Source organism: Nocardioides sp. DN36 (genome assembly GCF_055380375.1).
In genome coordinates this window covers 1,030,752-1,055,649 of record NZ_AP043823.1, presented here as the reverse complement: position 1 = coordinate 1,055,649, position 24,898 = coordinate 1,030,752, and the positions used below count along the sequence as shown (strand labels likewise).

The 24,898-nt window shown below is 73.9% G+C and carries 24 protein-coding genes; 5 read left to right on the top strand and 19 right to left on the bottom strand.

Annotation, left to right across the window (positions count from 1 at the left end; genetic code table 11):
- Positions 1-76: 76 nt before the first annotated feature.
- From ACZ43H_RS06010 to ACZ43H_RS05980, 7 genes are read right to left on the bottom strand one after another with little or no spacing between them, the layout of a single operon-like run.
- Positions 77-1,258: a sensor histidine kinase gene (locus ACZ43H_RS06010; RefSeq protein WP_464588557.1), complete on the bottom strand. Its 1,182-nt coding sequence runs from the start codon at positions 1,256-1,258 to the stop codon at positions 77-79.
- Complete coding sequence (locus tag ACZ43H_RS06005; RefSeq protein ID WP_464588555.1) at positions 1,255-1,935, bottom strand: response regulator; 681 nt, start codon at positions 1,933-1,935, stop codon at positions 1,255-1,257. The genes ACZ43H_RS06010 and ACZ43H_RS06005 overlap by 4 nt, the downstream gene beginning before the upstream one ends.
- A complete protein-coding gene (locus ACZ43H_RS06000; protein ID WP_464588553.1) occupies positions 1,913-2,365 on the bottom strand; it encodes a hypothetical protein in 453 nt (150 codons plus the stop codon). Before ACZ43H_RS06000 ends, ACZ43H_RS06005 begins: the two co-directional genes overlap by 23 nt.
- Entirely contained in the window at positions 2,362-3,513 is a 1,152-nt protein-coding gene (locus tag ACZ43H_RS05995) for a molybdopterin-dependent oxidoreductase (RefSeq protein WP_464588551.1), read from the bottom strand. The genes ACZ43H_RS06000 and ACZ43H_RS05995 overlap by 4 nt, the downstream gene beginning before the upstream one ends.
- The gene (locus ACZ43H_RS05990) at positions 3,510-4,187 is read right to left on the bottom strand and encodes a class I SAM-dependent methyltransferase (protein WP_464588550.1); all 678 of its coding nucleotides are present in this window, start codon (positions 4,185-4,187) and stop codon (positions 3,510-3,512) included. The genes ACZ43H_RS05995 and ACZ43H_RS05990 overlap by 4 nt, the downstream gene beginning before the upstream one ends.
- Positions 4,184-4,852 carry a TIGR04282 family arsenosugar biosynthesis glycosyltransferase gene (locus ACZ43H_RS05985; protein ID WP_464588548.1) on the bottom strand — a complete coding sequence of 223 codons (669 nt, stop codon included), beginning with the start codon at positions 4,850-4,852 and terminating at the stop codon, positions 4,184-4,186. Before ACZ43H_RS05985 ends, ACZ43H_RS05990 begins: the two co-directional genes overlap by 4 nt.
- Complete coding sequence (locus ACZ43H_RS05980) at positions 4,849-5,508, bottom strand: glycosyltransferase family 2 protein (protein WP_464588547.1); 660 nt, start codon at positions 5,506-5,508, stop codon at positions 4,849-4,851. The genes ACZ43H_RS05985 and ACZ43H_RS05980 overlap by 4 nt, the downstream gene beginning before the upstream one ends.
- A gap of 113 nt (positions 5,509-5,621) precedes the next feature.
- Here ACZ43H_RS05980 and ACZ43H_RS05975 point away from each other — a divergent pair, with 113 nt between their 5' ends.
- Positions 5,622-6,974 (top strand): hypothetical protein, encoded by a 1,353-nt coding sequence (locus tag ACZ43H_RS05975; protein ID WP_464588545.1) that lies wholly within the window; start codon positions 5,622-5,624, stop codon positions 6,972-6,974.
- Positions 6,975-7,215: 241 nt separating this feature from the next.
- Here the strand turns inward: ACZ43H_RS05975 and ACZ43H_RS05970 are convergent, their stop codons facing one another.
- From ACZ43H_RS05970 to ACZ43H_RS05945, 6 genes are all read right to left on the bottom strand, one after another.
- A complete protein-coding gene (locus tag ACZ43H_RS05970; RefSeq protein ID WP_464588544.1) occupies positions 7,216-8,079 on the bottom strand; it encodes a hypothetical protein in 864 nt (287 codons plus the stop codon).
- Between the two features lie 116 nt (positions 8,080-8,195).
- Positions 8,196-9,239: an NAD-dependent epimerase/dehydratase family protein gene (locus tag ACZ43H_RS05965; protein WP_464588542.1), complete on the bottom strand. Its 1,044-nt coding sequence runs from the start codon at positions 9,237-9,239 to the stop codon at positions 8,196-8,198.
- Entirely contained in the window at positions 9,236-10,045 is an 810-nt protein-coding gene (locus ACZ43H_RS05960; protein WP_464588540.1) for an S-methyl-5'-thioadenosine phosphorylase, read from the bottom strand. Before ACZ43H_RS05960 ends, ACZ43H_RS05965 begins: the two co-directional genes overlap by 4 nt.
- 5 nt (positions 10,046-10,050) lie before the next feature.
- Positions 10,051-11,310: an MFS transporter gene (locus ACZ43H_RS05955; RefSeq protein WP_464588538.1), complete on the bottom strand. Its 1,260-nt coding sequence runs from the start codon at positions 11,308-11,310 to the stop codon at positions 10,051-10,053.
- Entirely contained in the window at positions 11,307-11,501 is a 195-nt protein-coding gene (locus tag ACZ43H_RS05950; protein ID WP_464588536.1) for a DUF3046 domain-containing protein, read from the bottom strand. Before ACZ43H_RS05950 ends, ACZ43H_RS05955 begins: the two co-directional genes overlap by 4 nt.
- Positions 11,498-12,646 carry a class I SAM-dependent methyltransferase gene (locus tag ACZ43H_RS05945; RefSeq protein WP_464588534.1) on the bottom strand — a complete coding sequence of 383 codons (1,149 nt, stop codon included), beginning with the start codon at positions 12,644-12,646 and terminating at the stop codon, positions 11,498-11,500. Before ACZ43H_RS05945 ends, ACZ43H_RS05950 begins: the two co-directional genes overlap by 4 nt.
- A gap of 71 nt (positions 12,647-12,717) precedes the next feature.
- On the opposite strand from ACZ43H_RS05945, the gene ACZ43H_RS05940 reads away from it, so the two are divergent.
- Positions 12,718-13,206, top strand: coding sequence for an N-acetyltransferase family protein (locus tag ACZ43H_RS05940; protein WP_464588532.1), 489 nt, complete (start codon positions 12,718-12,720; stop codon positions 13,204-13,206).
- A gap of 6 nt (positions 13,207-13,212) precedes the next feature.
- Here ACZ43H_RS05940 and ACZ43H_RS05935 read toward each other — a convergent pair whose 3' ends face one another.
- Genes ACZ43H_RS05935 through ACZ43H_RS05925 form a run of 3 tightly spaced genes read right to left on the bottom strand, consistent with a single transcriptional unit; the run spans position 13,213 to position 15,787 of the window.
- A complete protein-coding gene (locus ACZ43H_RS05935) occupies positions 13,213-14,025 on the bottom strand; it encodes an ABC transporter permease (RefSeq protein WP_464588531.1) in 813 nt (270 codons plus the stop codon).
- Between the two features lie 2 nt (positions 14,026-14,027).
- Positions 14,028-14,849 carry an ABC transporter permease gene (locus ACZ43H_RS05930; protein ID WP_464588529.1) on the bottom strand — a complete coding sequence of 274 codons (822 nt, stop codon included), beginning with the start codon at positions 14,847-14,849 and terminating at the stop codon, positions 14,028-14,030.
- The gene (locus ACZ43H_RS05925) at positions 14,849-15,787 is read right to left on the bottom strand and encodes an ABC transporter ATP-binding protein (RefSeq protein ID WP_464588527.1); all 939 of its coding nucleotides are present in this window, start codon (positions 15,785-15,787) and stop codon (positions 14,849-14,851) included. Before ACZ43H_RS05925 ends, ACZ43H_RS05930 begins: the two co-directional genes overlap by 1 nt.
- Positions 15,788-16,047: 260 nt before the next feature.
- Here ACZ43H_RS05925 and ACZ43H_RS05920 point away from each other — a divergent pair, with 260 nt between their 5' ends.
- From ACZ43H_RS05920 to ACZ43H_RS05910, 3 genes are all read left to right on the top strand, one after another.
- Complete coding sequence (locus tag ACZ43H_RS05920; protein WP_464588525.1) at positions 16,048-16,773, top strand: hypothetical protein; 726 nt, start codon at positions 16,048-16,050, stop codon at positions 16,771-16,773.
- Between the two features lie 1,482 nt (positions 16,774-18,255).
- Complete coding sequence (locus tag ACZ43H_RS05915; protein ID WP_464588523.1) at positions 18,256-22,887, top strand: ATP-dependent helicase; 4,632 nt, start codon at positions 18,256-18,258, stop codon at positions 22,885-22,887.
- The gene (locus ACZ43H_RS05910) at positions 22,880-23,686 is read left to right on the top strand and encodes a DNA-formamidopyrimidine glycosylase family protein (RefSeq protein ID WP_464588521.1); all 807 of its coding nucleotides are present in this window, start codon (positions 22,880-22,882) and stop codon (positions 23,684-23,686) included. The genes ACZ43H_RS05915 and ACZ43H_RS05910 overlap by 8 nt, the downstream gene beginning before the upstream one ends.
- A 9-nt stretch (positions 23,687-23,695) precedes the next feature.
- Here the strand turns inward: ACZ43H_RS05910 and ACZ43H_RS05905 are convergent, their stop codons facing one another.
- The 3 genes from ACZ43H_RS05905 to ACZ43H_RS05895 are packed head-to-tail and all read right to left on the bottom strand — an operon-like array spanning position 23,696 to position 24,880.
- Positions 23,696-24,004, bottom strand: coding sequence for a helix-turn-helix domain-containing protein (locus ACZ43H_RS05905; RefSeq protein ID WP_379183146.1), 309 nt, complete (start codon positions 24,002-24,004; stop codon positions 23,696-23,698).
- 44 nt (positions 24,005-24,048) lie between these two features.
- Positions 24,049-24,537: a CinA family protein gene (locus tag ACZ43H_RS05900; RefSeq protein ID WP_464588520.1), complete on the bottom strand. Its 489-nt coding sequence runs from the start codon at positions 24,535-24,537 to the stop codon at positions 24,049-24,051.
- A gap of 31 nt (positions 24,538-24,568) precedes the next feature.
- Positions 24,569-24,880 (bottom strand): PepSY domain-containing protein, encoded by a 312-nt coding sequence (locus tag ACZ43H_RS05895; protein WP_464588519.1) that lies wholly within the window; start codon positions 24,878-24,880, stop codon positions 24,569-24,571.
- Positions 24,881-24,898 lie beyond the last annotated feature (18 nt).

Here is a 24,898-nt window from a genome sequence, read left to right as displayed (position 1 = left end):
CGATCCCGGCACGAGCGAACCCCCCAAATGGGCTATTCCCCCGGGCAGGGCACCGCCGGCGGCGGCGTACGACGGCTCAGGCGGGGTCGGCGACCGGCTCGCGCGACGACTCGCCCGGCACCCGTGGGAGCACCACCCGGAACCGGCAGCCGGCAGCGGTCGGTCCGTCGGCGACGTTCTCGACCTCCACCTGCCCCCGGTGGGCCTCGACGATGCCCTTGACGATGGCCAGGCCGAGCCCGGCGCCCCGGGCGTGCGAGGAGTCGTCGGGGTCGGGGGTGCGCGCCGCTCCCCCCTGCCAGGCGACGTCGAAGACGCGCGCCATCTCGTCGGCGGTCAGGCCACCGCACCCGTCCACGACGCTCAGCTCGACCCCCTCGGCCACCGCGCGCCCGTGGATCTCGACCACTCCGTCGGCCGGGGTGTGCCGGATCGCGTTCATGACCAGGTTCGAGACGACGCGGGACAGCCCGGCGGGGTCGGCGGTCACCTCGACGCCCTCCTCGACCGTCCCTCCGAGGCGCACCCGCCTGGCGCGTGCCACCGGGTCCGCGCCGGCGATGGCCTCGCTGACCAGGTCGCCGAGCACCACCGCCTCGGGGCTGAGCCGCAGCACCCCGGCGTGGATGCGGGAGAGCTCGAAGAGGTCGTCGACCATCCGCACCATGCGGTCCACCTCGGCGCGGATCTGACGGTGGTAGCGGGCGGGGTCGGCGGCCAGCCCGTCCTCGAGCGCCTCGGTCATCGCACGCATCCCGGCGAGCGGCGTACGCAGGTCGTGCGAGACCCACGAGACCAGCTCGCGCCGCGACTCCTCGAGCCGGGCCGCCCGGACGCGCGCCTCCTCGAGACGCTCGCTGGTGCGGGCCAGCTCCTCGGAGAGCGCCTGGAACTCGCTGGGCCCGCGGCTGCCGGCGACGAAGCGTCCGTGCTCCGCCATCCGCCGGGCCTCCTCGCGCAGCGCGGCCGACCAGTGCACGATGGCTGCGCCGAGCGCGAGCGCGACCGCCACCGCGACGACGCCGGCGACCAGGGCGACCAGGCTCACCACGCCCCAGTCGTGGTCGGAGATGAACATCAGCTCGGACGTGGCCAGGACGCCCGCCAGCACCGACAGCACCGCGACCAGCGCCACCAGCCCGAGCTGCCAGCGGATCGAGCGGTGCCGCAGCAGCCAGGCGACGCCGAGCCCGACGGCGCCCACGGCGGCGGCGCTGGCGGCGGACACCAGGACGATCTGCAGCTGGTCGGAGCTCATCCGGCAGCCTCCCAGCGATAGCCCACGCCCCACACGGTGAGCAGGCGCTCGGGCCTCGTGGGGTCGCGCTCGACCTTCTCGCGCAGCCGCCGCACGTGCACGGTCACCGTCGACCTGTCCCCGATCGACCAGCCCCACACCTGTTGGAGCAGGTCGTCGCGGGAGAACGCGACCCCCGGGTGGGCGACCAGGAAGCGCAGCAGGTCGAACTCGCGGGCGGTCAGCGCCAGCGGGCTGCCCGCCCGGGTCACGGTGTGGCGGGCACCGTCGACGACCAGGTCGCCGTCGGTGAGCAGCTCGGGCGCGGCCGGAGCCGTCTCCGTACGCCGCAGCACCGAGTCGACCCGCAGCGCCAGCTCGCGGGGACTGAACGGCTTGGTGACGTAGTCGTCCGCGCCCAGCTCGAGACCGACCACGCGGTCGGTCTCGCTGCCGAGCGCGGTCAGCATGATCACCGGCACGTCGCCGGTCTCCCGCAGCCGTCGGCACACCTCGAGCCCGTCGATGCCGGGCAGCATCAGGTCGAGGACCACGAGGTCGGCGGGCGCGTCCCGCATCGAGACGAGGGCCGCCTCACCGTCCCCGACGTCGAGCACGTCGTGGCCGTGGGCGCGCAGGTAGGACACGACCACCTCGCGCACGGTGTGGTCGTCGTCAACGACGAGGACCCTCGACACGCGGCCTCCTTCCCCGGCTCGGAGCGGCACCCGCACGTCGAGCGCGCACCACGGTGGCGACGACCGCGGCCACCAGCACCAGTGTGGCAAGGACCAGCCAGCCGGCGACGTAGGGACGGTCAAGCAGCGTCGGGTTGTCCGCCCGCGCACCGAAGCGGCCGAGCACCGGGACCGCCAGCAGCGTCACGCTGCCGAGCACGACGAGCGCGACCGTCGCCGGGCCGCGCGCCGCCCACGGGAGGGCGCGGACGGCGATCGCGGCCAGGACGAGGACCAGGGGTGCGAGCACCACGTCGTGCAGCACGACACCGGCGGCCAGCCAGGTCGCGGCGTCCCCGAGCCGGCCTGCGTCCTGGCGGCTCAGCAGCAACCACACGCCGTACGCACCGATCAGCACGCCGACCGTGCCCGTGAGCAGTCGCGCGGTCACGCCTGCACCTCCAGCCGGCGTACCCACTTCGTCTGCAGCACCCCGGGCCGGTCGGGCGCGATCAGTCGGCACGGGTAGCCGTGGTCGATCGCCAGGGTCTCGCCGTGCAACCGCAGCGCCAGTAGGGTCCGGTCGTCGTCGGCGAAGCCCGACTGCAGCAGCGTCTGGCGGTAGGGGCCGTGCTCCTGCAGGGAGACGACCAGCACGTCGCTCCCCCGCGGCGCCCCGACGAGGTCGAGCAGGTCGCGGACCCGCACGCCGGTCCAGGTCGCGCCGGCGCTCCACCCCTCGACGCACGCGATCGGCAGGCTGTGGGTGGCCTGCTCCATGGCCTCGAGCCGGGCGCGGTCCAGGGTGACCTCGCGGTCGGCGTACGCCACGGTGAGGCGGTACGATGGGTCGGTGGCGGTCGCGGTGACGCCGGCGGCGCGGGCGGACTTGTTGACCGGCACCCCGCCCGGCCCGTCGCCCGAGCGCACGCCGAGCACGGAGACCCGGCGCAGGAGCGGCACCGTGCTGCCGGCGGTGGCCAGCACGGCGACGCCGCCCGCCAGCCACGTGGTGCGCAGCAGGCCGCGCCGGGTGAGCGCGCCGGGCTCGACAGCCCCGGCCCGGTCGAGGGCGGTGGACTCCACGTCGGCTCCCAGCGCCTGTCGGATCACCGGGAGCTTGACCGCGACGTGCACCACGAGGGCGCCGATCGCCACCCAGCCGACGGCGTAGTGGGTGGCGCGGAAGGAGAAGGCCCACGGGTACCACTGGGCGGCGTTGGCCAGGCCCGAGGCCAGCTGGAAGATCGCCGCCGCGACGAGCACCGCGATCGACGCCCGCTCGGCGCCCTCGATCGCCAGCTTCCGCAGGCCTCGCGGAGGCCGGAGGAACAGCCGCGGGTAGACGGTCCACAGCTTCACCAGCAGCAGCGGCACGGCGGCGGTGCCGGCGACGACGTGCAGGCCCTGGGTGAGCCGGTAGCCCCAGGCCGGGCTGGTCGGGAAGGGCACCGGCTGGTCGGGGACCTGCGCGTAGTGGCTGATCACCCCGGTCACGAAGGCGACGCCGAAGCAGATCCCGAGCCACAGGCCGACCCGGGCGGTGACGGCCGCGCTGCGCAGCCGCGAGGTGAAGTCGGAGTCGGCGGGGATCCTCATGTCGGGTCCTCCAGCACCGCGAACCAGCGGCCGGCGCAGGCATGGGTGCCCTGCACGGCCAGCCCCGCGGCGGCGGCGACCTCGGCGATCGCGTCGACGCCCACCACCGCCCAGCGGAACGGGCGGGACCGGGACGCCCCGGAGTGCAGGACGGCCCACATCGAGTGCACGCCCGCGCCCGGCGGGGAGAGCTCGACCACCACCCGGCCGCGCGGGTCGAGCAGCTGCCGCACGCGCCGCAGCAGCGCGACCGGGTCGCCGCCGATGCCGACGTTGCCGTCGGCCAGCAGCGCGCTGCACCAGCGTCCCTCCCCCGGCAGGGCGTCGAAGACGTCGCGCACGATCGCGCTGACGCCGCGCTCCCGGGTCTGCCGCACGGCCTCGTGCACCACGTCGATGCCCAGCACCACGTGGCCCAGCTCCGCGAGGCCGGCGGTGAGCCGACCGGGTCCGCACCCGATGTCGAGCGTGGGACCCACGCAGTGGGCGAGCATCGTCGCGTCGGTGGCGTCCGCCGCTCCGGTCCAGCTGGCCACCGGGAGCGGCTGGGGCTCCTGCCCGACGCCGACCACCTCGCAGGGGTCTCCCTGCAGCGCGCGGGCGAAGACAGCGGAGAAGGACTCGTCGAGGCCCTCGTCGCGCACGTCGTCGACCGGCGAGAAGTCGGTGCTCACGGGCGCACGCTCCGTACGGCGCTCCAGGCGCGTGCGAAGTGGCCGTCCGGAGCCTGCGCGAGCACCGCGTCCGCGTCGGCCGCGGTGTCCACGTCGCGCAGCACCGTGGTCGTGCCCACGCGCAGGCCGGCGCCGGTGAGGGCCTCACGGGTGTCGTCGTGGGTGCGCGGCGTGGACATCTCCACGTCGGCGACGGCCGCGGCGTGGCGAGGGTCGTCGAGGGCGAGCACCCACCACCCGCCGTCCTCCGCCGGGCCCAGCACGGCGTCGTACTCGATGGTGCCGCGGGCGGCGTCGACGAGCAGCTGCGGGGTGACCTGCGGGGTGTCCATGCCGATCTGGACCACGGGGCCGGTGCCCGTCGCGAGGTCGAGGTGGGCGTTCACCAGCCGCGCCGCGAACCCCCGGCCGCGCTGGGGCCGCACCGTCCACCCGTCGAGTGCGCGGGTGACCTCGTCGCCGCGGACCCCGTCGCGCAGGTCGCCGGCGAGGGCGAGGTGGCAGGACCTCGCGCCGACCGCCTCGGTGCAGGCGCGCAGCGTGTCCAGCAGCGCGGCGGCGGCGATCGCCGCCGCCTCGTCGAGCCCGACGTGGGCACCCAGCCGGGTCTTGACCCGACCGGCCACCGGGGACTTGGCCAGCACGAGGATCCGCGGGCCGGTCACGAGAGCACCTTCCAGAAGTCCCTGGCGGTGCGGACGGTGCCGCGCACGGACCCCGAGACCTTGGAGCGCGTCCCCTCGGCCCGCGGGTGGTAGGACACCTCGCGCTCGGAGAAGCGCCAGCCGGCTCGGGTCGCCTTGTCCAGCAGCTCGACCGGGTAGCCGAATCGCCGGTCCTGCACGTCCAGCGCCAGGAGGTCGACCCGGCGGCAGACCCGCATCGGGGCGATGTCGCGGGCCGGCATCCCGATCCGTCGGCGCAGCCACGCCACGATCAGGGCGTTGCCGGCGCGGGCGTGCCAGGGCCAGACCCCGGACCGGACCGGACGCCGTCGACCGACCGCGATGTCGGCCCGGCCGGCGCGCACGTCGTCCAGCATCGGGAGCAGCTCGTCGGGGTCGAAGGATCCGTCACCGTCCATGAAAGCCACGTGGTCGTGACGGGCGGCGAGCAGACCGGCGTGCACGGCGGCGCCGTACCCCGGGACGTCCTCGACGACCACCGTGGCGCCCAGCTCCCGGGCCACCCGGGCGGTGCCGTCGCGTGAGCCGTTGTCGACCACGATCACCACGAACGCGTCCGGCACGCGCGGGAGGAGCGTTGCCAGGGCGGGTGCCTCGTCTCGGCAAGGGAGGACGAGGTCGCAGACGGGCTCCATGGCCTCGACGGTAGAGGCACCAGGGGTGGGCGCAGGGGCACCAATGCTTACGGAGTCGTGACGGGCCTCGCCGGAACCGGATGGGTCGGGGCACCCCGCCTAGGGTGACGGGCATGGCGACCACCGAGCTGCGCGCCCCCGCGGTCACCCACCGCGCCGTCGCTCCGTGGCTCGGCCTCGGGGCCGCGCTCCTGCTCGTCGCCGTCGCGCTGGCCGTGCCTCCACTGCTCGACTGGGACGTCCGGGCCCGGCTGCACGGCGACCGGGTCCTGCCACCGCTGCACGGGTTCTGGGACCCCGGCGTCGGTCCCGGGACGCTCCCCGCGGTCGTGCTGGCGCTGCTCGCCTGGGGGTACGCCGGGTCGCTGTCACGGCGGCTGCCCTGGCGCGGGCTGCTCGCGACGTCGTACGCCGCCGGGCTGGCGTGGCTGCTCTCGCTCGCGTACGTGGACGGCTCCTCGGGGATCTCGCGCGTGCTCGGCAACGACGACGAGTACCTGCAGACCGCGCGCACGACCACCGACGTGCACGCGATGCTGCAGGAGTTCGTGGACCGGATCCCGTACGCCGCGCCGGACAACTGGCCGACGCACGTCGCCGGCCACCCGCCGGGGGCGCTGCTGGTCTTCGTGGGCCTGGACCGGGTCGGGCTCGGGGGCGACTACGCCGCCGGTCTGGTGGTGACCCTCGTGGCCGCCAGCACGGCGGTCGCGGTGCTGGTCTGCCTGCGTGCCCTCGGTGCCGAGACCGCGGCGCGCACGGCCGCGCCGTACGTCGTGCTCGCGCCCGCGGCGGTGTTCATGGCCGTCTCGGCGGACGCGCTGTTCGCGGCCGTCGCGGCCTGGGGGCTCGCCACCCTCGCGCTCGCAGCGTCCGCCCGCGGACCGGGACCGATGGTGGGCTGGTCGCTGCTGGCCGGGCTGCTGCTGGGGTCTTCGGTGCTGATGTCCTACGGCCTCGCGCTGCTCGCCCTGCCCGCCCTCGCCGTGCTGTGGCTGGCCCGGTCCTGGCGCCCGCTGCCGATCGCCGCCGCGAGCGCCCTCGGCGTCGCACTCGCCTTCGCCCTGGGCGGCTTCGCGCTCTGGGACGCCTACCCCGTCCTGAACGACCGCTACTGGGACGGCATCGCCGCGGACCGCCCCGCGTCGTACTGGCTGTGGGGCGACCTCGCGGCACTGGTCATCTGCGCCGGGCCGCTGCTGGGCGCCGGGCTCGGCGCGCTCGTGACCCGGTTCCGCGAGACCCCGCGACAGGTCCTGGTGCTGGTCGCCGCCTTCGCGGTCGTGGTCCTGGTCGCCGACGTGTCGCGGATGAGCAAGGCCGAGGTCGAGCGGATCTGGCTGCCGTTCGTGCCGTGGCTGCTGCTCTCGGTGGTGGCCCTGCCCGAGCGCTGGCGCCGCCCCGGCCTCGCGCTCCAGCTCGTCACCGCGCTGGTCGTGCAGCACCTGCTCTACACGAGCTGGTGAGCTCGTGTCGCACCGCTGGGACGTCATACGGGCCGGTCGTCCCGGCAACCGGACCGTACGACGTTGCGCGGGACGTCATACGGGGTGGTCGTCCCGGCAACCGGACCGAACGACGTTGCGCGGTCGCGCGGGACGTCGTACGAGGTGGTCGACCCGGCGACCGGACCGTATGACGCTGCGCGGGACGTCGTACTGAGCGGCGGCGGGAGCGACCGGAACGTATGACGTCGCGGCGCGCCCGCTACGAGTGACTCAGCACCGCGTCGACGTCGATGCGCGGTCGACCCGCGGTCGCCAGGTTGCGGACGGCGAGGGTGTGGGTCCCGGCGGCGACGACCCCTCGCCAGACGATGACGCGGTTCCGGTTCGTGGCGGCCCGGGAGTCGACGGTCGCGACCGTGGCACCGTCCACCCGGACCTGGAAGCTCCCCCGTCCAGGCCCCTGCGCCATCACGAGCGCGAGCTCCTCACCTCCGGCACCGGCCGACATCGTGTACGTCGCGGTGGCGCCGGACTGCGTGGTGGACATCTGCGACCCACCGGAGGCGCAGACGCAGGTGGACGTCGTCCAGGTGCCCGTCCTGCTCATGGGGACGGAGTCCGGCTCGAGGGCTCCGGACACGCCGTTCTGCTGGTAGACGTGCGGCCGTGCGACGCCCGAGCTGACGTACTTGGCGTTGTCAGCACCGTCGTACGCCGTGACCGCCCACTCGGCGGTCTCCAGGGACCCACCGCCGCACTCGCCGGTGTAGTCGGTCATCGTGTCGCGCCAGGGGTCGTCCTCGTAGCTGGCGTAGAAGATGCTGCTGCCCGGGTCTCCGTCGTCGGTGACCTGCCAGCGGTTGAAGCGCGGCACCCCGGACGGGTCCGACGCGGAGTACTTCACGAGGTAGGGCACGCGCGTGAACTCGCCCGCGTCCTCGCAGACGTAGGCGCCGAGCCGCGTGACCTGAGCGCCGACCTGGAACTGCGGAGTCACCTGCAGCGTCGGTGGCGTGTTGTCCGGCCCTGCTCCGGAGGCGTGTGGCCCACCCCAGACCAGTGCCGACCCCACGAACAGCGCCGCGGAGGCCACGAGCATGGTCGCTGACACCCGAACGGACATGGTTGGCTCCCGTCGCCATGGTTCACGTCCTGCCTGTCCTGCGACCGTAGGTCGCGGTGTCCGGGGACCCGGCGATCGGGCGGCGACCTACCCAGACCTCGGTAGGGATGGCCGGTTCACGCCCGCAGCGGCGCCGTGGCGAACTCACGCAGGCCCTGCTCGGGCCGCACCGCCGCGGAGAAGCCGAGCTCGGCCCGGGCGCGCTCCGGCGAGGCCACGATGTGCCGGACGTCCCCGAGGCGGTAGCCGCCGGTGACCTCGGGCGCGATGTCGCGGCCGGTGCCCGCCGCGACCAGGTCGGCGACCCGGCGGATCGCGACGGGCTCGCCCGAGCAGACGTTGTACGCCGCGAACCGCCCGCGCCCCTCGCCGGTGACCACGCGGAGCGCCGCCACGTTGGCCACCGCGACGTCGGAGACGTGCACGAAGTCGCGCATCTGCTCGCCGTCCTCGAACACGCGCGGCGCCTCGCCGCGCTCCAGGCTGGAGCGGAACATCGCGGCGACGCCGGAGTACGGCGTGTCCCGCGGCATCCCCGGCCCGTAGACGTTGTGGTACCTCAGCGCCACCGCCGAGGCGTCGGCCTGCCGCACCCAGGCCGAGGCGTAGTGCTCCTGCGCCACCTTGCTTGCGGCGTAGGAGCTGCGCGGGTCGAGCCGTGCGTCCTCGTCGACCAGCTCCCACCCGAGCGAGGCGTCGCAGCGCGGGCAGTGGTTCTCGAAGTCGCCGTCCTCCAGGGCCGCCACCGCGCGCGGGGGCGGCGACTGGACGCCGTGCTCGGGGCAGGCGTAGCGCCCCTCGCCGTAGACCACCATCGAGGAAGCCAGCACCAGCCGGTCCACCCCTGCCTCGTGCATCGCGGCGAGCAGCACCGCCGTGCCGTAGTCGTTGTGGCCGGCGTAGTCGGGCAGGTCGGCCACCGTCACCCCGGCACCGACGACCGCGGCCTGGTGGCACACGACGTCCACGCCACGGAGCAGGTCGCCCCAGGCGCCGGCGTCGCGGACGTCCAGCCGGTGCGTGCCGGGCGGCGGCTCGGCGGCGCCGTGCGCCTTGTCCAGCATCAGGTCGACCCGCACGACCTCGTCGCCGGCGGCCTCGAGCTGCGCGCCGACCGCCGTACCGATGAAGCCGGCGGAGCCGGTCAGCAGCACCTTCACGCGTGGGCTCCCGGCACGTCGTAGGTCAGCTCCATGTCGTCGGCCCAGGTCGAGCAGGTGCAGCCGTCGGGTCCGGGCAGGTTCTCGATGGTGCGGGTCAGGAGCCCCTTGAGCCGCTCGAGGTTCTCGCGGAACAGCGCGAAGACCTCCTCCTGCCCGACACCCGAACCGACCTCGACACCGGCGTCCATGTCGGTGACCAGCGCGATCGGGACGTAGCACTGCCGCATCTCCCGGGCCAGGACGGCCTCGGGGTGGCCGGTCATGTTGATCAGCGTCCAGCCCCGGGCCGCGTAGTGGCGCGACTCTGCGCGCGTGGAGAAGCGCGGGCCCTCGATCACCACCATGGTGCCGCCCACCCCGACGCCCGCATCGGCGGCAGCGACCGCGGTGGAGAGCCGCGGACAGTACGGGTCGGCGAAGGGCAGGTGGATCGCCCCGGTCTCGACGAAGGTCTGGATGCGTCCGCTGGTGCGGTCGACCAGCTGGTCGGGCACGACCACGTCGCCGGGCGCCACCTCGTCGCGCAGGCCGCCGACCGCACACGGCGCGAGGACCTGACGGACGCCGAGCGAGCGCAGCGCCCACAGGTTCGCGCGGTAGTTGATCCGGTGCGGCGGGAACTCGTGCCCGGTCCCGTGCCGGGGCAGGAACGCCACCCGGCGGCCCCCGACGGTCCCGACCGCGATCGGCGCCGACGGGACGCCGTACGGCGTCTCGACGACCCGCTCCTCGGGGTCGTCGAGGAAGGAGTAGAAGCCGGTGCCGCCGATGACGGCGATGCCCACGGAGTCGCTGCTGGTCATGCCCGTCACTCTGCCAGCCGGCGTGAACCGACCGCGGACACCACCACTGCCGAGACCAGGGCCGCGGACAGCCAGGCGAGGGTGGCGTAGCCCCACGTGCCGACGACGACCCCGGCCAGGCCGCCGGCCGCCGCGGCCGTCACGCCCATGACGAGGTCGGCGGCACCCTGGACGTCCGGGCGCACCTCGAGCGGGGCGTGGTCGGCGATGAGGGTGGAGGCCGACACCGTCGCGAACGACCAGCCCAGCCCGAGCAGGAACAGGCCGGCGAAGATCTGCCAGGAGCTGCCCTCGGGCGACTGGGCGCAGAGCACCAGCGAGACGGCCAGCAGCCCTGCGCCGACCGCCAGCGTGACGGCCCGTCCCTGACGGTCCGCCGCCATGCCGACCAACGGCGAGAACGCGAACATGCCGAGCACGTGCACGCTGATGACGATGCCGATGACGCGCAGCTCGGCGCCGCCGTGCTCCATGTGCAGCGGCGTCATCACCATCACCGAGACCATCACCGCGTGCGCGGCGGCCAGGCCGGCGATGGCGTAGACGAGGACCGGGCGCTCCCGCAGCGCCGCCACGACCCGGCTCCAAGACGTCCCGGACGGGCTCGCCGCGCTCACTCCGGCGGCCTCGCGCGCCAGCAGCAGCGGGTCGGGTCGCAGGAACAGGGCGATGACGACCGCGGCGCCGACCATCCCGACGCTGCCCAGCGCGAACGGCCCGGTCAGCTCCGGGATGCCGAGCTGCCGGGCGAGCGCTCCGGCCGGCCCGGTCAGGTTCGGTCCGGCGACCGCGCCGATCGTCGAGGCCCAGACCACCGTGGACAGCGCCCGCGCCCGGTGCTGGGCGAGGGCGAGGTCGGTGGCGGCGTAGCGGGACCCGCTGTTGGCCGCGGTCGTGGCCCCGAGCAGGATCGCGCCGACCAGCAGCAGCGCCATCGAGCCGACCACGCCGGAGAGCACGGCCAGCACCGCACCGCAGGCGCCGAGCACGTAGCCGAGCACGAGCCCGACCCGACGACCACGACGCGACATCAGCCGCGCCAGCAGCCAGGACGCGACCGCGGCGCCGAGCACCTGGCAGGTCTGCGCGAGGCCGGCCTGCTGCTCGGAGCCGGAGAGGTCGCGGGCCAGCAGCGACGCCGTGGCGATGCCGATGGTGATGCCCATGGCGCCCACCGCCTGGGCCACCACCAGCGTGACGAGCGTGCGCCGCTGGGCGGCGGCGAGGTGGTCGGTCGCCGACGGTGCGCTGTCGGGAGCGCTCATCGCTCCGAGGGCGGCAGGTTCAGGGCCCGCCAGACCGCCGCCCAGACCTCCTTGGGCGGGACCCCCGCGTCCAGCGCCTCCGAGGCGGTGCGGCCGCCGAGGTCGCTCATCACGAACTGGTCGGCCCACGAGCGCGCGTACGCGACCCCCAGCGCCGACTCCATCCGGGCCCAGAACTCCGTGTGCCTCATGCGTCCTTCCTGGTGGCCAGCACGCCGAGCCACCTCTCACCTCGCAGGCCGTCGTGACGACGGAGCTCGTCCACGTCCCAGCTGGCCGCCTCCAGCGCGTCCCGGAGCGGCCCCTCGCGCCAGAACACGAAGAGTCGCGGATCGGCCACGTTGCCGTGGGTGGACCAGACCTCGCCGTCGCCCTCCTTGAGCGAGACGTGGAGGGTACCCCCGGGCCGGGTCACCGCGGCCAGCCGCCCCAGCACCACCGGCAGGTCGGCGCGGGCCACGTGCAGGAGGCAGGCGCTGGCCCACACACCGTCGTACGCCGCTCCCCCGCGCTCGTGGTCGGCCAGGTCGTCGGTCAGCGGGTCCAGCAGCTCCGCCCCGTGCCCCGCCGCCCGCATCAGCTCCACGAACCCCGGCGACACGTCGGTGCGCCGCACGCTCGTGCCGAGCGACTCGAGCGCCAGGGCGTCCCGGCCCGGCCCGCTGCCCACTTCGAGGACCCGTGCCCCCTCCGGCAGCCGCGCGACGAACCGGTGCAGCACCTCCTCCACCGGCGCGGGCCGAGCGGTGGTGCCGTCGCGGTAGGCAGAAGCGGAGGCGTCGTACGCCGCCACCGTCGCGGCCCGCGCCGCGACGGCGATGTCGTGGGCGTGGTGCACCACGTCGTGCAGGTGGTAGCGACCCAGGCTGGCCACGGTGAACTCGCTGCCGTCGCTGCGGAACCCCCGCCGCTGCCACGTGTCACCCGTGACCGCTGCGTAGCGCCGGGCCACCGCCTCGGCGGCGGCGACCAGCTCTCCTGCCACCGCGGCCGGGTCCTGCTGCCCGTAGTGGCTCTCGACCGCGGTCTCGTCCTGGTCCCAGTTGGCGAAGCGCGGCTCCACCTCCTCGACCATCGACCGCACCCGCTCGTCGAAGTCGCGGTGCACGTCGCGCACGTGGCAGGCGTACTCCAGCGGGGACCACACGTCGGGTCGCGGCCGGGTCCGGGCGTGCGGCCCGGCCAGGTGCGCCGGCCAGGCCGCGGCGTTGGCGCGCAGGGACCCGGCCAGCGCATCGACCGGCACGTCGGCGGCGACGAAGCGGCAGTCCGGGCAGGGCTCGCGGAGCACCCACGTCCAGTCCTTGGTGTCGGGCTCGACCCGTGGCAGCGACATGGCGGTCATCCTCCCAACTGTCCGACGGCGACGCCGCGAGCATTCCTGCCAGCCTTGGGTACCTTTCGGCCATGCCGATCCGCCCCGCGACCGAGCAGGACCTCCCCGGGATCAAGGCGATCTACGACGTCGAGGTCCTGCACGGGATCTCGACGTTCGCGACCGAGCCGCCGGACCTGGACTACTGGCGGGTCCGCGTCGACAGCACCCACCCCGGCGACCACGTGCTGGTGGCCGAGGACGACGGGCGGGTGCTCGGGTACGCGTACTCGTCGTCGTACCGCCCGCGCGCCGCCTACGCCCGCACCCGGGAGACCTCGGTCTACCTCGCAGGCGAGGCCCGTGGTCGCGGCCTCGGGCGCAGCCTGTACGACGCGCTGCTGGCCGCGCTGCGCGCCGACGACGTGCGCCTGGCGGTGGCCGTGGTCGCGTTGCCGAACGACGCGAGCCGCGCCCTGCACCGGGCGTGCGGGTTCTCCTCCGTCGGGGTGCTGCACGACGTCGGCCACAAGCTCGGCCGCTGGATCGACACCGAGCTCTTCGAGCTGCGGCTCGGCTGATCGACGTCAGGTGAGCAGCAGCGCGTCGAGACGCCGGCGCACGATCATCAGTCCGACCAGTCCCATCGCCACGAGGTAGACCACGGAGACCAGCGAGCCCCACGAGACCGCACCGGTCGTGAGCTCGCGGCACAGCACCACGCCGCGGTAGAGCGGGGTGCACTCCACGATCCACCGGACCACCGGCGGGAATGCGGTGACCGGGAAGAACGTGGCGGAGAACAGGAACATCGGCAGCGTCGCCAGGGTGACGAACTCGAAGTCCTGCCAGCTGCGCATGAACGTCGTCAGCGCCATGCAGATGCCGCCGAACGCGAGTCCGATCAGGAGCGTCGCCGGCACCACCAGCACCGCCCACCAGGAGCTCACCAGCCCCATGGCGACCATCACCAGCAGGAACGCGGCGGAGTAGATCCCGCCCCGCAGCAACGACCAGCTGAGCTCACCTCGGGCGATGTCCATCGTGGACAGCGGCGTGGCCAGCATCTGGTCGAAGAGCTTGTTGTACTTGAGCTTGAAGAAGAAGTTGAACGTCGAGTCGAGCAGGGAGCCGTTCATCGCCGACGCCGCGAGCATCCCGGGCGCCACGAACTCGGCGTACGGGATCTGCTGGCCGTTGAACTCGAAGCCGGTGACCAGCTGGCCGACGCCGACGCCGATCGAGAAGAGGTAGAAGACCGGCTCGAGGAAGCCGCTGACGAAGATGTACCAGGCCCGCCGGTAGGCCAGGTAGTTGCGGTAGACCAGCAGCCAGGTGGCGTCGGTGGCCGAGATCGGGGAGGCGGCCGCGCGGCCCACGCTCGTGGTCAGCATCGCCATGGCTAGGACACCATCCTCTTCGAGAGCCGGTGGACGGCCCAGAACCAGCCGGCCAGGGTCAGCGCCACCAGGTAGGCGACGTGGACGGCGGCCATCGGCCAGTCGACCTCACCGAGGGTGAGCATCCGGGTCAGGTCGACGCCGTGCCACAGCGGCGTCACCCGGGCCAGCGCCTCCATCCACGCGTCGAGGTTGCTGATCGGGAAGAACGCCCCGGAGAAGAGGAAGAGCGGGATCATCCCGAGGCGGAACACCAGGGCGAACGCACTCTCGTCCTTGAGCCCGGCCGTGAACGCGTAGATGGGGGTCGCGAAGGCCGCCCCGATCAGCAGCTGCACGAAGAACGCCCCGATCACGCCCGGGACCGACTCGAAGACACCGAACGGCGCCATCACCGCCAGGAAGACCGCGCAGGTCAGGGCGACCCGGAACAGGACGAAGCCGAGGTGGGCCAGGATCACGTCGCGCACGCCCAGCGGGCTGGCGATCATGCCGAAGTAGGACTTGTTCCACTTGATCATGCCCATCACCGGGTAGGTGACCTCGCCGAAGACCGTCGTCATCGCCTGCGCGGCGACCATGCCCGGCGCGACGAAGGCGAGGTAGGACGTCGCACCCTCGAGCTGGTCGGGGTCGCCCTGGATGAAGCCGCCGAGCAGCACGCCCATCGCCAGCACGTAGAGCAGCGGCGTCACGAAGGACGAGATGGCGCTGCCCTTCCAGGTCCGCTTGTAGGCGATCGCCCAGTAGTCGAGGAGGCGACCGGCGCCGGCGAGCGCGTTGGCCGGAGCGGAGGACGCCGCCGGGTGGTCGAGGCCGGCCATCAGTCGACCAGCGTCCGACCGGTGAGGCGCAGGAAGACGTCCTCGAGGGTGGACCGGCGGACCAGCACCGCCGCGGGCTCGAGGCCGCGCTCGTGCACCTTGGCGATGACCTCCTCGCCGTCCTCGCTGTAGACCAGCAGCCGGTCCGGCAGCACCTCGACGCGGTCGCCGAGGTCGGCGACCTTCTCTGCCAGCGCCTCGTGACTCTCCCCCACCTCGGCGACCCCGAACCGGAGCTCGGCGACCTCGCGGGTGGAGTGGGCACGGATCAGCTCGAGGGGCGAGCCCTCGGCGACGATCACGCCCTTGTCCATCACGACCAGCCGGTCGCACAGCTGCTCGGCCTCGTCCATGTAGTGGGTGGTGAGCACCAGCGTGACGCCCTGCTGCTTGAGCCGGAACAACCGCTCCCACACGACGTGGCGCGCCTGCGGGTCCAGGCCCGTGGTGGGCTCGTCGAGCAGCAGCACCTCGGGCCGGTTGATCAGCGAGCGGGCGATCGTCAACCGCCGCTTCATGCCGCCGGAGAGGTCCTCGACGCTGGCGCCGGACTTGTCGGTCAGCTGCACGAACTCCAGCAGCTCGTCGACCCGCGAGCGCACCTCCTTGCGTGGCAGCCCGAAGTAGCGGCCGTAGACGTAGAGGTTGTCGCGCACGGTCAGCTCGGTGTCGAGGGTGTCCTCCTGGGGGCAGACCCCGATCCGGGCGCGGATCGCCGGGCCGTCGACGGCCGGGTCCAGGCCGAGGATCCGCAGCTCGCCGGCGCTCGCCGGCGAGACCGCCGCGACCATCCGCATCGTCGAGGACTTGCCGGCGCCGTTGGGACCGAGGAAGCCGAACGCCTCGCCGCGGCGTACGTCGACGTCGATGCCCCGGACCGCCTCGAAGTCGCCGAACGACTTGCGCAGCCCCCGAGCCAGGATCATGGAATCCGTCACAGCGAGGACCCTACAAAGACCCGCCGACAGCCTCATCCGACTTTCGTCCTCCCCCGCCCGTGCTGCGCGTGGTGCACGAGCATCGCTGCGCGAACGGTTCCGCGCCCGCGGCTGGTCCGACGTCGTTCTTCGGGCGCCATCCCGTCCGCTGCGGATGATGCCGCCGGGTTGGACCGGTCTGGTAGCCGACCCGTCGCCTCGCTAGTCTCGATCGGACGGGGGCGTCTGCCAGGAATCACCGGACCGAAGAAGCTCGACCCGTGCGTGCACGTCTCACCCCAGCCCGAGTGCGGCTGCCTCTCGCCGCGGCCGCTCTCCTGTCGCTGCCCGCCGTCGTCGCGGTGTCGCCCGTCGTCGCCGAGTCGCCCGCCGTTGCCGCGCCGTCCGCCGTTGCCACGGTCGGCCAGCAGTCCACGTGGAGCTACGACCCGATCACCCATCGGCTGGTCGGCACCGGCGGCGAGCCCCCGTTCACCATCCAGGGTGGCTCCCCCGTGACCGCGGCCGGCGCACCCGCGGTGAAGTTCACCAAGGCACCGTCCCTCGCCACCTGGACCGGCGACTCGTTCCCGGCCCCCGGCACCCAGGACTTCACCTGGACCGCCGTGATGAGCATGGACAAGCTGAACGCGAGGTCGACACCCAACGTGGCTCAGTTCGGCCTGTACAACGCTCCCCAGATCAAGCTGCAGCTCAGCCAGAAGGGCGTGCCGCAGTGCATCTTCAACGGCACCGCCGGCCGCCTGAAGCTGACCTCCGACCACGCGACGTTGAACGACGGCGGCGCGCAGCACACGTTCAGCTGCTGGCGCAGCGGCGCGACCCTGGGCGTGACCGTGGACTCGGTGACCACCTCGACGACGTTCGACGTCGGCGCGATCACGCCGACCGGGAAGCCGACCGTCGGCAACCGGACGTCCACCGGGAGCGCGAAGGACCAGCTGTTCGGGAAGTTCTGGAGCCTGCGGGTGACGATCGGGGCGTAGGCGGGTGTCCGGCTCGGGTGCGGTAGGCCGCCTGCGATCCACGGTCCGCTCCCGACTCTCGGCTGCTCTCGGCTGCGGTCCTGGCTGGCGACGGGCGAGGTGGGCTTCGCTCGGCGCCGGCTCCCGGGCTTCGGGACCTGCGGATTGGTCCCCAACCGCATCAGAACGGCGCGGACCGGTGCAGTCAGTGACCAATCGGCACCCTCCCGATGACCGGCCCTGCAGCTAGGGCTCGGCGCCGGCCCCGGACCGGTCCCACGTCACGACGTGTGCGGATTGGTCCCCAACCGCATCAGAACGGCGCGATCCGGTGCAGTCTGTGACCATTTGGCACCCTGCCGAGGCACCGGCCCTCCACCCGGGGCTCGGCGCCGGCCCCGGACCGGTCCCCCGCCACGACGTGTGCGGATTGGTCCCCAACCGCATCAGAACGACGCGATCCGGTGCAGTCTGTGACCATTCGACACCCCGCCGAGGCACCGGCCCTGCACCCGGGGCTCGGCGCCGGCCCCGGACCGGTCCCCCGCCACGACGTGTGCGGATTGGTCCCCAACCGCATCAGTTCGGCGCGATCCGGTGCAGTCTGTGACCATTCGACACCCCGCCGAGGCACCGGCCCTGCACCCGGGGCTCGGCGCCGGCCCCAGACCACTCCCGCGCCACGACCTGTGCGGATTGGTCCCCAACCGCATCAGAACGACGCGGATCGGTGCAGTCCGTGACCAATCGGCACCCTCCCGATGACCGGCCGATCACCTGGGGGCCGACGTCGGTCCCCGCCCCGACTCCCGGCCAACAACACGTGCGGATTGGTCCCCAACCGCATCAGTTCGGCGCGATCCGGTGCAGTCTGTGACCATTCGGCACCCCGCCGAGGCACCGGCCCTCCACCCGGGGCTCGGCGCCGGCGCCAGACCACTCCCCCGTCACGACCTGTGCGGATTGGTCCCCAACCGCATCAGTTCGGCGCGGACCGGTGCAGTCTGTGACCATTCGGCACCCCGCCGAGGCACCGGCCCTCCACCCGGGGCTCGGCGCCGGCCCCGGACCGATCCCCCGTCACGACCTGTGCGGATTGGTCCCCAACCGCATCAGTTCGGCGCGATCCGGTGCAGTCTGTGACCATTCGGCACCCCGCCGTGGCACCGAGCCGAAACATGGGGTCTGACCGAGCATCGAGCCCGGTCAGGAATCAGCAACACCCATCAGCAGAGAACGGGCGAAGGACACGGGTGTCGGGCCGGTGAGTCGGTCGGCGGCGCCCCGCGCGCGAGGAGCGTGAAAGCGAGCGGAGGCGCCGCCGGCGGAGCTCAGCCCGAAGCGGCAGTGTGCGGCGCCGCAGCGAAGCAAGCGACGGCGCGCGGAGCGGCGCCGGCCGGCTCACCACACACGCACCGAGCAACAGCCACAGGAGCAGCCCGGCCACCGCCGGGAGAGCCCCGACCGGGACGGACTGTCGGTGGCATCGGCAAGGATGGTCGCGTGAGCGACGTACTCGACCGGTTCAGCGAGCCGACCCGCACCTGGTTCGGTGCCGCGTTCGCCGCGCCCACCCCCGCCCAGGCCGGGGCCTGGGAGGCGATCGGCGCCGGCCGGCACGCCCTCGTGGTCGCCCCGACCGGCTCGGGCAAGACGCTGTCGGCGTTCCTGTGGTCCCTCGACCGGCTGCTCACCACGCCGCCCCCGGAGGACAAGGCACACCGCTGCCGGGTCCTCTACGTCTCCCCCCTCAAGGCGCTCGCGGTCGACGTGGAGCGCAACCTGCGTGCGCCGCTGACCGGCATCCGCCACACCGCCGACCGGCTCGGCACCCCGGTGCCCGACGTCACCGTCGGCCTGCGCTCCGGCGACACGTCCGCGGCCGACCGGCGACGGCTGACCAGCGCTCCGCCGGACATCCTCATCACCACTCCCGAGTCGCTGTTCCTGATGCTGACCTCCCAGGCGCGCGAGTCGCTGCGTGGGGTGGAGACGGTGATCGTCGACGAGGTGCACGCCGTGGCCGGCTCCAAGCGTGGCGCCCACCTGGCGGTCTCGCTCGAGCGCCTCGACGCCCTGCTCCCCCGCCCCGCGCAGCGCATCGGGCTGAGTGCGACCGTGCGCCCGCTGGAGGAGGTGGCGCGCTTCCTCGGCGGCTCGGCCCCGGTGGAGATCGTCGCGCCGGCCTCGCAGAAGGAGTGGGACCTCAAGGTCGTGGTGCCGGTCGAGGACATGACCGCCCCGGGCGACTACGACGAGGACTCCGAGGACCCCCAGCGCGCCCAGTCGATCTGGCCGCATGTGGAGGAGCGGGTCGTCGACCTGGTAGAGGCCCACCGCTCCACGATCGTCTTCGCCAACTCGCGCCGGCTGGCCGAGCGCCTGACCGCGAGGCTCAACGAGATCGCCAGCGAGCGCGCGGGCGCCCAGCTCGAGACCGTCGGAGGCCCACCCGCCCAGGTGATGGCCCAGTCGGGGGTCTCGACGAGCTCGACGGACGACTCGGCCGCCGTCGTGATCGCCAAGGCCCACCACGGCTCGGTCTCGAAGGAGCAGCGTGCGGTCATCGAGGACGACCTCAAGCGCGGCCGGCTGCCCTGCGTCGTGGCGACCAGCAGCCTCGAGCTCGGCATCGACATGGGCGCGGTCGACCTCGTGGTGCAGATCGAGTCACCCCCGAGCGTCGCCAGTGCGTTGCAGCGGGTGGGCCGTGCCGGCCACCAGGTCGGCGAGGTCTCCCGGGGCGTGCTGTTCCCCAAGCACCGCGGCGACCTGGCCCAGACCGCGGTCGCGGTGGAGCGGATGCGCACCGGCGCCATCGAGTCGCTCCGGGTGCCCGCCAATCCGCTCGACGTCCTCGCCCAGCAGGTCGTCGCGGCCACGGCGCTCGAGGCCTGGCAGGTCGACGACCTCTTCGAGCTGGTCAAGAGGAGCGCCCCGTTCACGGCACTGCCGCGATCGGCGTATGACGCCACCCTCGACCTGCTCAGCGGGCGCTACCCCTCCGACGAGTTCGCCGAGCTGCGGCCGAGGATCGTCTGGGACCGGGTCACCGGCTCCCTCACCGGCCGCCCGGGAGCGCAGCGGCTGGCGGTGACCAGCGGCGGCACCATCCCCGACCGCGGCCTCTTCGGCGTCTTCCTGGTCGGGGGCGAGGGGCCGGGCCGGCGGGTCGGCGAGCTCGACGAGGAGATGGTCTACGAGTCCCGGGTCGGCGACATCTTCGCGCTCGGCGCCACCAGCTGGCGGATCGAGGACATCACCCACGACCGGGTGCTGGTGACCCCCGCGCCCGGGATCCCCGGCCGGCTGCCGTTCTGGAAGGGCGACGCCCTGGGCCGCCCGGCCGAGCTGGGCGAGGCGATCGGGTCCTTCACCCGCGAGCTCGGCTCGCTCCCCCGTGACCGGGCTGCGGAGCGGGCCCGCGAGGGCGGGCTCGACGAGTGGGCCGCCGGCAACCTCGTCACCTACCTCCACGAGCAGCTCGAGGCCACCAACGCCCTGCCCAGCGACCGCACCCTGCTGGTGGAGCGGTTCCGCGACGAGCTCGGCGACTGGCGCCTGGTGCTCCACTCCCCCTTCGGCACCCCCGTCCACGCCCCGTGGGCGCTGGCGATCAACGCCCGGTTGCGCGAGCGGTACGGCGTGGACGGCCAGGCGGTCGCCTCCGACGACGGCATCGTGATCCGCATCCCCGACACCGACGCGGAGCCGCCGGGCGGCGACGTGGTGGTCTTCGAGGCCGGCGAGATCGAGGACCTCGTCACCCAGGAGGTCGGTGGCTCGGCCCTGTTCGCGGCCCGGTTCCGCGAGTGCGCCGCCCGCGCGCTGCTCCTCCCCCGCCGCGACCCCGGACGTCGCTCCCCGCTGTGGCAGCAGCGCCAGCGCTCCGCGGCCCTGCTGGAGGTCGCCGCGAAGTACCCCTCCTTCCCGATCGTCCTCGAGGCGGTCCGCGAGTGCCTGCAGGACGTCTACGACCTGCCCGCCCTCGTCGCGCTGATGCAGCGCGTCGACCGACGCGAGCTCCAGGTCGTCGACGTGGCCACCCAGGCACCCTCGCCGTTCGCCCGGAGCCTGCTGTTCGGGTACGTCGCCCAGTTCATGTACGAGGGCGACTCCCCGATCGCGGAGCGGCGCGCCGCGGCCCTGTCGCTCGACCAGGGGCTGCTCGCCGAGCTCCTCGGACGCGCCGAGCTGCGCGAGCTGCTCGACCCCGAGGTCCTCGCGGAGGTCGAGGCCGAGCTGCAGCGCCTGGTCCCCGACCGGAAGGCACGCGACGCCGAGGGGGTCGCCGACCTGCTGCGGGTGCTCGGGCCGCTGACCACCGGCGAGGTGGCCGAGAGGTCCGTGGACGGGGCCGACGCCCAGGGCTGGCTGACGAGCCTGGCCGACGCCCGGCGGGCCACGGTGGTCCGGATGGGCGGCGAGGAGCGCTGGAGCGCCGTCGAGGACATCGGCCGGCTGCGGGACGGCCTCGGCGTCCCGGTCCCGCCCGGCACCCCCGACGCGTTCGCCGAGCCGGTCGAGGACCCGCTGGCCGACCTGGTCGCCCGCTTCGCCCGCACCCACGGACCGTTCACCACCGAGCAGGTGGCCGCTCGCCTCGGGCTGGGTGGCGCCGTCGTCCGCCACACCCTCCAGCGGCTCGCCGCCCAGGGTCGGGTCCTCGACGGCGAGTTCCGCCCGGCCGGGTCGGGGTCGGAGTGGTGCGACGCCGAGGTGCTGCGCCGGTTGCGCCGCCGCTCCCTGGCCCGGCTCCGCAAGGAGGTCGAGCCGGTCGAGCCCGCGGCCCTGAGCCGGTTCCTCAGCGCCTGGCAGCACATCGCGCCCGCCTCGGGCGGTCGCGGCGGGTTGCGCGGTGTCGACGGCGTGCTCTCGGCCATCGACCAGCTGGCCGGTTGCCCGGTGCCCGCCTCGGCGCTCGAGCCGCTGGTCCTGTCCGCGCGCGTGCGCGACTACGAGCCGTCGTACCTCGACGAGCTGACCGCCTCCGGCGAGGTCGTCTGGGCGGGCCACGCGGCGCTGCCGGGCGCGGACGGATGGGTCTCCCTGCACCTCGCGGACCAGGCGCCGCTGACGTTGCCCGACCCGCAGCCCTTCGCCCTTCGGGACGGCTCGTCCCTCGCCTCCTCAGGGACCGAAGGGGGGCTGCACGAGGCGGTCCTGGCCGCGCTCGCGCCCGGCGGTGCGTGGTTCTTCCGCCAGCTTGCCGAGAGCGTCGGCTCCACGAACGACGCTGCGCTGTCGACCGCCCTGTGGGACCTGGTGTGGGCGGGCCGGATCAGCAACGACACGCTGACCCCGCTCCGGGCACTCACCCGGTCCGGCACGCCCAGCCACCGGAGCCGCCGGCCACCGCCGCGCGTGCGGATGTCCTCCACGACCGGCGGCCGGGGCCGGATGCCGGCGCGCAGCGGGCCGCCGGAGACAGCCGGCCGGTGGGCCCTGCTGCCCGAGATCGACACCGACCCCACCCGCCGGGCCCATGCCACCGCCGAGCGCCTGCTGGACCGGCACGGCGTGGTGATCCGGGGGGCCGTGGTCAGCGAGCGCGTGCCCGGCGGCTTCGCCGCGGTCTACAAGGTGCTCTCGGCCTTCGAGGAGACCGGCCGCTGCCGCCGCGGCTACTTCGTCAGCGGCCTCGGCGCGGCCCAGTTCGGGACGGCGGGCGCCGTCGACCGGCTGCGCACCTTCTCCGAGGTGCCCGACGATGCCAAGCCGACCGCGGTGGCGCTCGCCGCGACCGACCCGGCCAACCCGTTCGGAGCGGCCCTTCCGTGGCCCGGTCCGACCGGGTCCGGCAGCGAGAGGTCCGGCAACGAGAAGTCCGGCCACCGTCCGGGCCGCAAGGCCGGGGCACTGGTGGTGCTGGTCGACGGCGAGCTGGTGCTGTACGTCGAGCGCGGCGGTCGCACCCTGCTGACCTGGTCCGACGACCTCGACCTGCTGGCACCCGCGACGGCCGCCCTGGCCGAGGCCGCCCGCCGCGGGTCGCTGGGCCGGATGACGGTCGAGAAGGCCGACGGCGAGCAGCTGCTCGGCTCGGGCTCCACGCCGCTGCGGGAAGCACTCCAGTCGGCCGGCTTCGTGTCCACCCCCAAGGGCCTGCGGCTGCGGGTGAGCAGCAGTGCCTGAGGGCGACACCGTCTTCCGGGCGGCCCGGCTGCTGGACCGGCGGCTGTCGGGCCAGGTCCTGGTGCGCACCGACTTCCGGGTGCCCCAGCTGGCGACCGCCGACCTGGCCGGGGCCACCGTCCGCGAGACCGTCTCGCGCGGCAAGCACCTGCTGACCCGCGTCGACGGCGCCGACCAGGCCTGGACGCTGCACACCCACCTGAAGATGGAGGGCGCCTGGCGCGTCTACGAGCCCGGTGGCCGGTGGCGTCGGCCGGCCCACCAGGCGCGCGTGGTCCTCGCGACCGAGCGGGCGGAGGCGGTCGGGTTCTCCCTCGGCATCGTCGAGCTGCTGCCGCGCGACCGGGAGGACGACGCGGTCGGCCACCTCGGGCCCGACCTGCTCGGACCCGACTGGGACGAGGACGAGGCGTTGCGTCGGCTGCTCGAGGACCCGACCCGCCCGCTCAACGAGGCCCTGCTGGACCAGTCGCGGCTGGCCGGGATCGGCAACATGTACATGGCCGAGCTGTGCTTCACCAGCGGCGTGCACCCACGCACGCCCGTCGGGGACGTGCCCTCCCTGCCCCGCCTGGTGCGCCGCGCGAAGCAGATGCTCGAGCTCAACAAGGAGCGCCCGGTGCAGTCGACCACCGGTGACCTGCGGGAGCGGGAGCGGATGTGGGTCTACCGGCGCGACAAGAGCCCCTGCCGACGATGCGGCACTCCGGTCCGGGTCGAGATGACGGGTCCGCCGGGGCGTGAGCGCGCGACGTACTGGTGCCCGTCGTGCCAGCCCGGCACCGAGCCGAGCGGCTGAGACGGCCGGTCAGGCGGCGGAGGCCACGACCTCGCCGGCCCGCGAGCGGGCGCTGACCGAGATCGGGGTGGCCGCGGCGGCCGCCTCCTCGAGGGCGACGGCGTCGGAGACCTCGCGCAGCACGTCGGAGAGCGGCGCCTCCAGGGCCAGGCACAGCGAGGCGAGCAGCTCGGAGGAGGCTTCCTTCTGGCCGCGCTCGATCTCGGAGATGTAGCCCAGGCTGACCCGGGCCTCGGCGGAGACCTCGCGCAGGGTCATGCCGCGCTGGATGCGACGGTCGCGGAGCACGTCGCCGAGAAGCCGACGGAACAGCACCATGCGCCTCTCCTTTCCTCCGAGCGGGCCGAACTGCTGGTGCAACGCTACCCGAGAGGCGTTTCTTCCTTCACCAGGATCGCGGCAAGTGCCTCGAGCGCCTGGGTGCAGGTCTGCTCCTGGACCTGCTCGCGGCCGCCGTCGAGGTGCAGCTCGACGACCTCGAGCAGGCCGGGCCCGGAGATGCCGACGAAGACGGTGCCGGGGGCCTTGCCCTCCTGCTCGGTCGGCCCGGCGACCCCGGTGGTGCTCACCCCGAACGACGATCCGGTCAGCGCCCGGACGCCGGTGGCCATCGCCTGCGCGCACTCCCGCGACACCACGCCGTGCTGCTCGATCAGCTCGCCGGGGACGTCGAGCACCGAGGCCTTGACCTCGGTGGCGTAGGTGACCACGCCGCCCAGGTAGGTCTCCGAGGCCCCGGGGACGTCGGTGAAGTGGACCGCGAGCCGGCCACCGGTCAGCGACTCGGCGGTGGCGATGGTGTGACCGGCGGCGCGCAGCAGCAGGTGGACCCGGGTGTCGAGATCGGTCATGCCCGGGATGCTAGACGCCCGCCCGCGGCGCTCAGCCCTCGCCGTCGCCCTCGATCACGACGACCCGGTAGCCCTCGTCGAGCCGCACGTCGACGGTGTCGCCGTTCGGCTTGGTCACCTCGACCTCGTACGTCGCGCCGTTCTCCGAATCGGTCTCGACGCTGTTGGCGGTGCCGCCGCCAGTGGCCTCAAGCGCGGCCTTGGTGGCTGCGTCCGCCTGCTCCCGGGTGTATCGGTGGCTGGCGGCCCCGTCGTCACCGTTGCCGGCGACGGCAACGCCGCCGGCGGTCGCCACGGCGGCGGTGGCCAGCCCGGCCCCGATCGCCCACACACGCTTCCTCATCAGAGATCCCCTTTCATC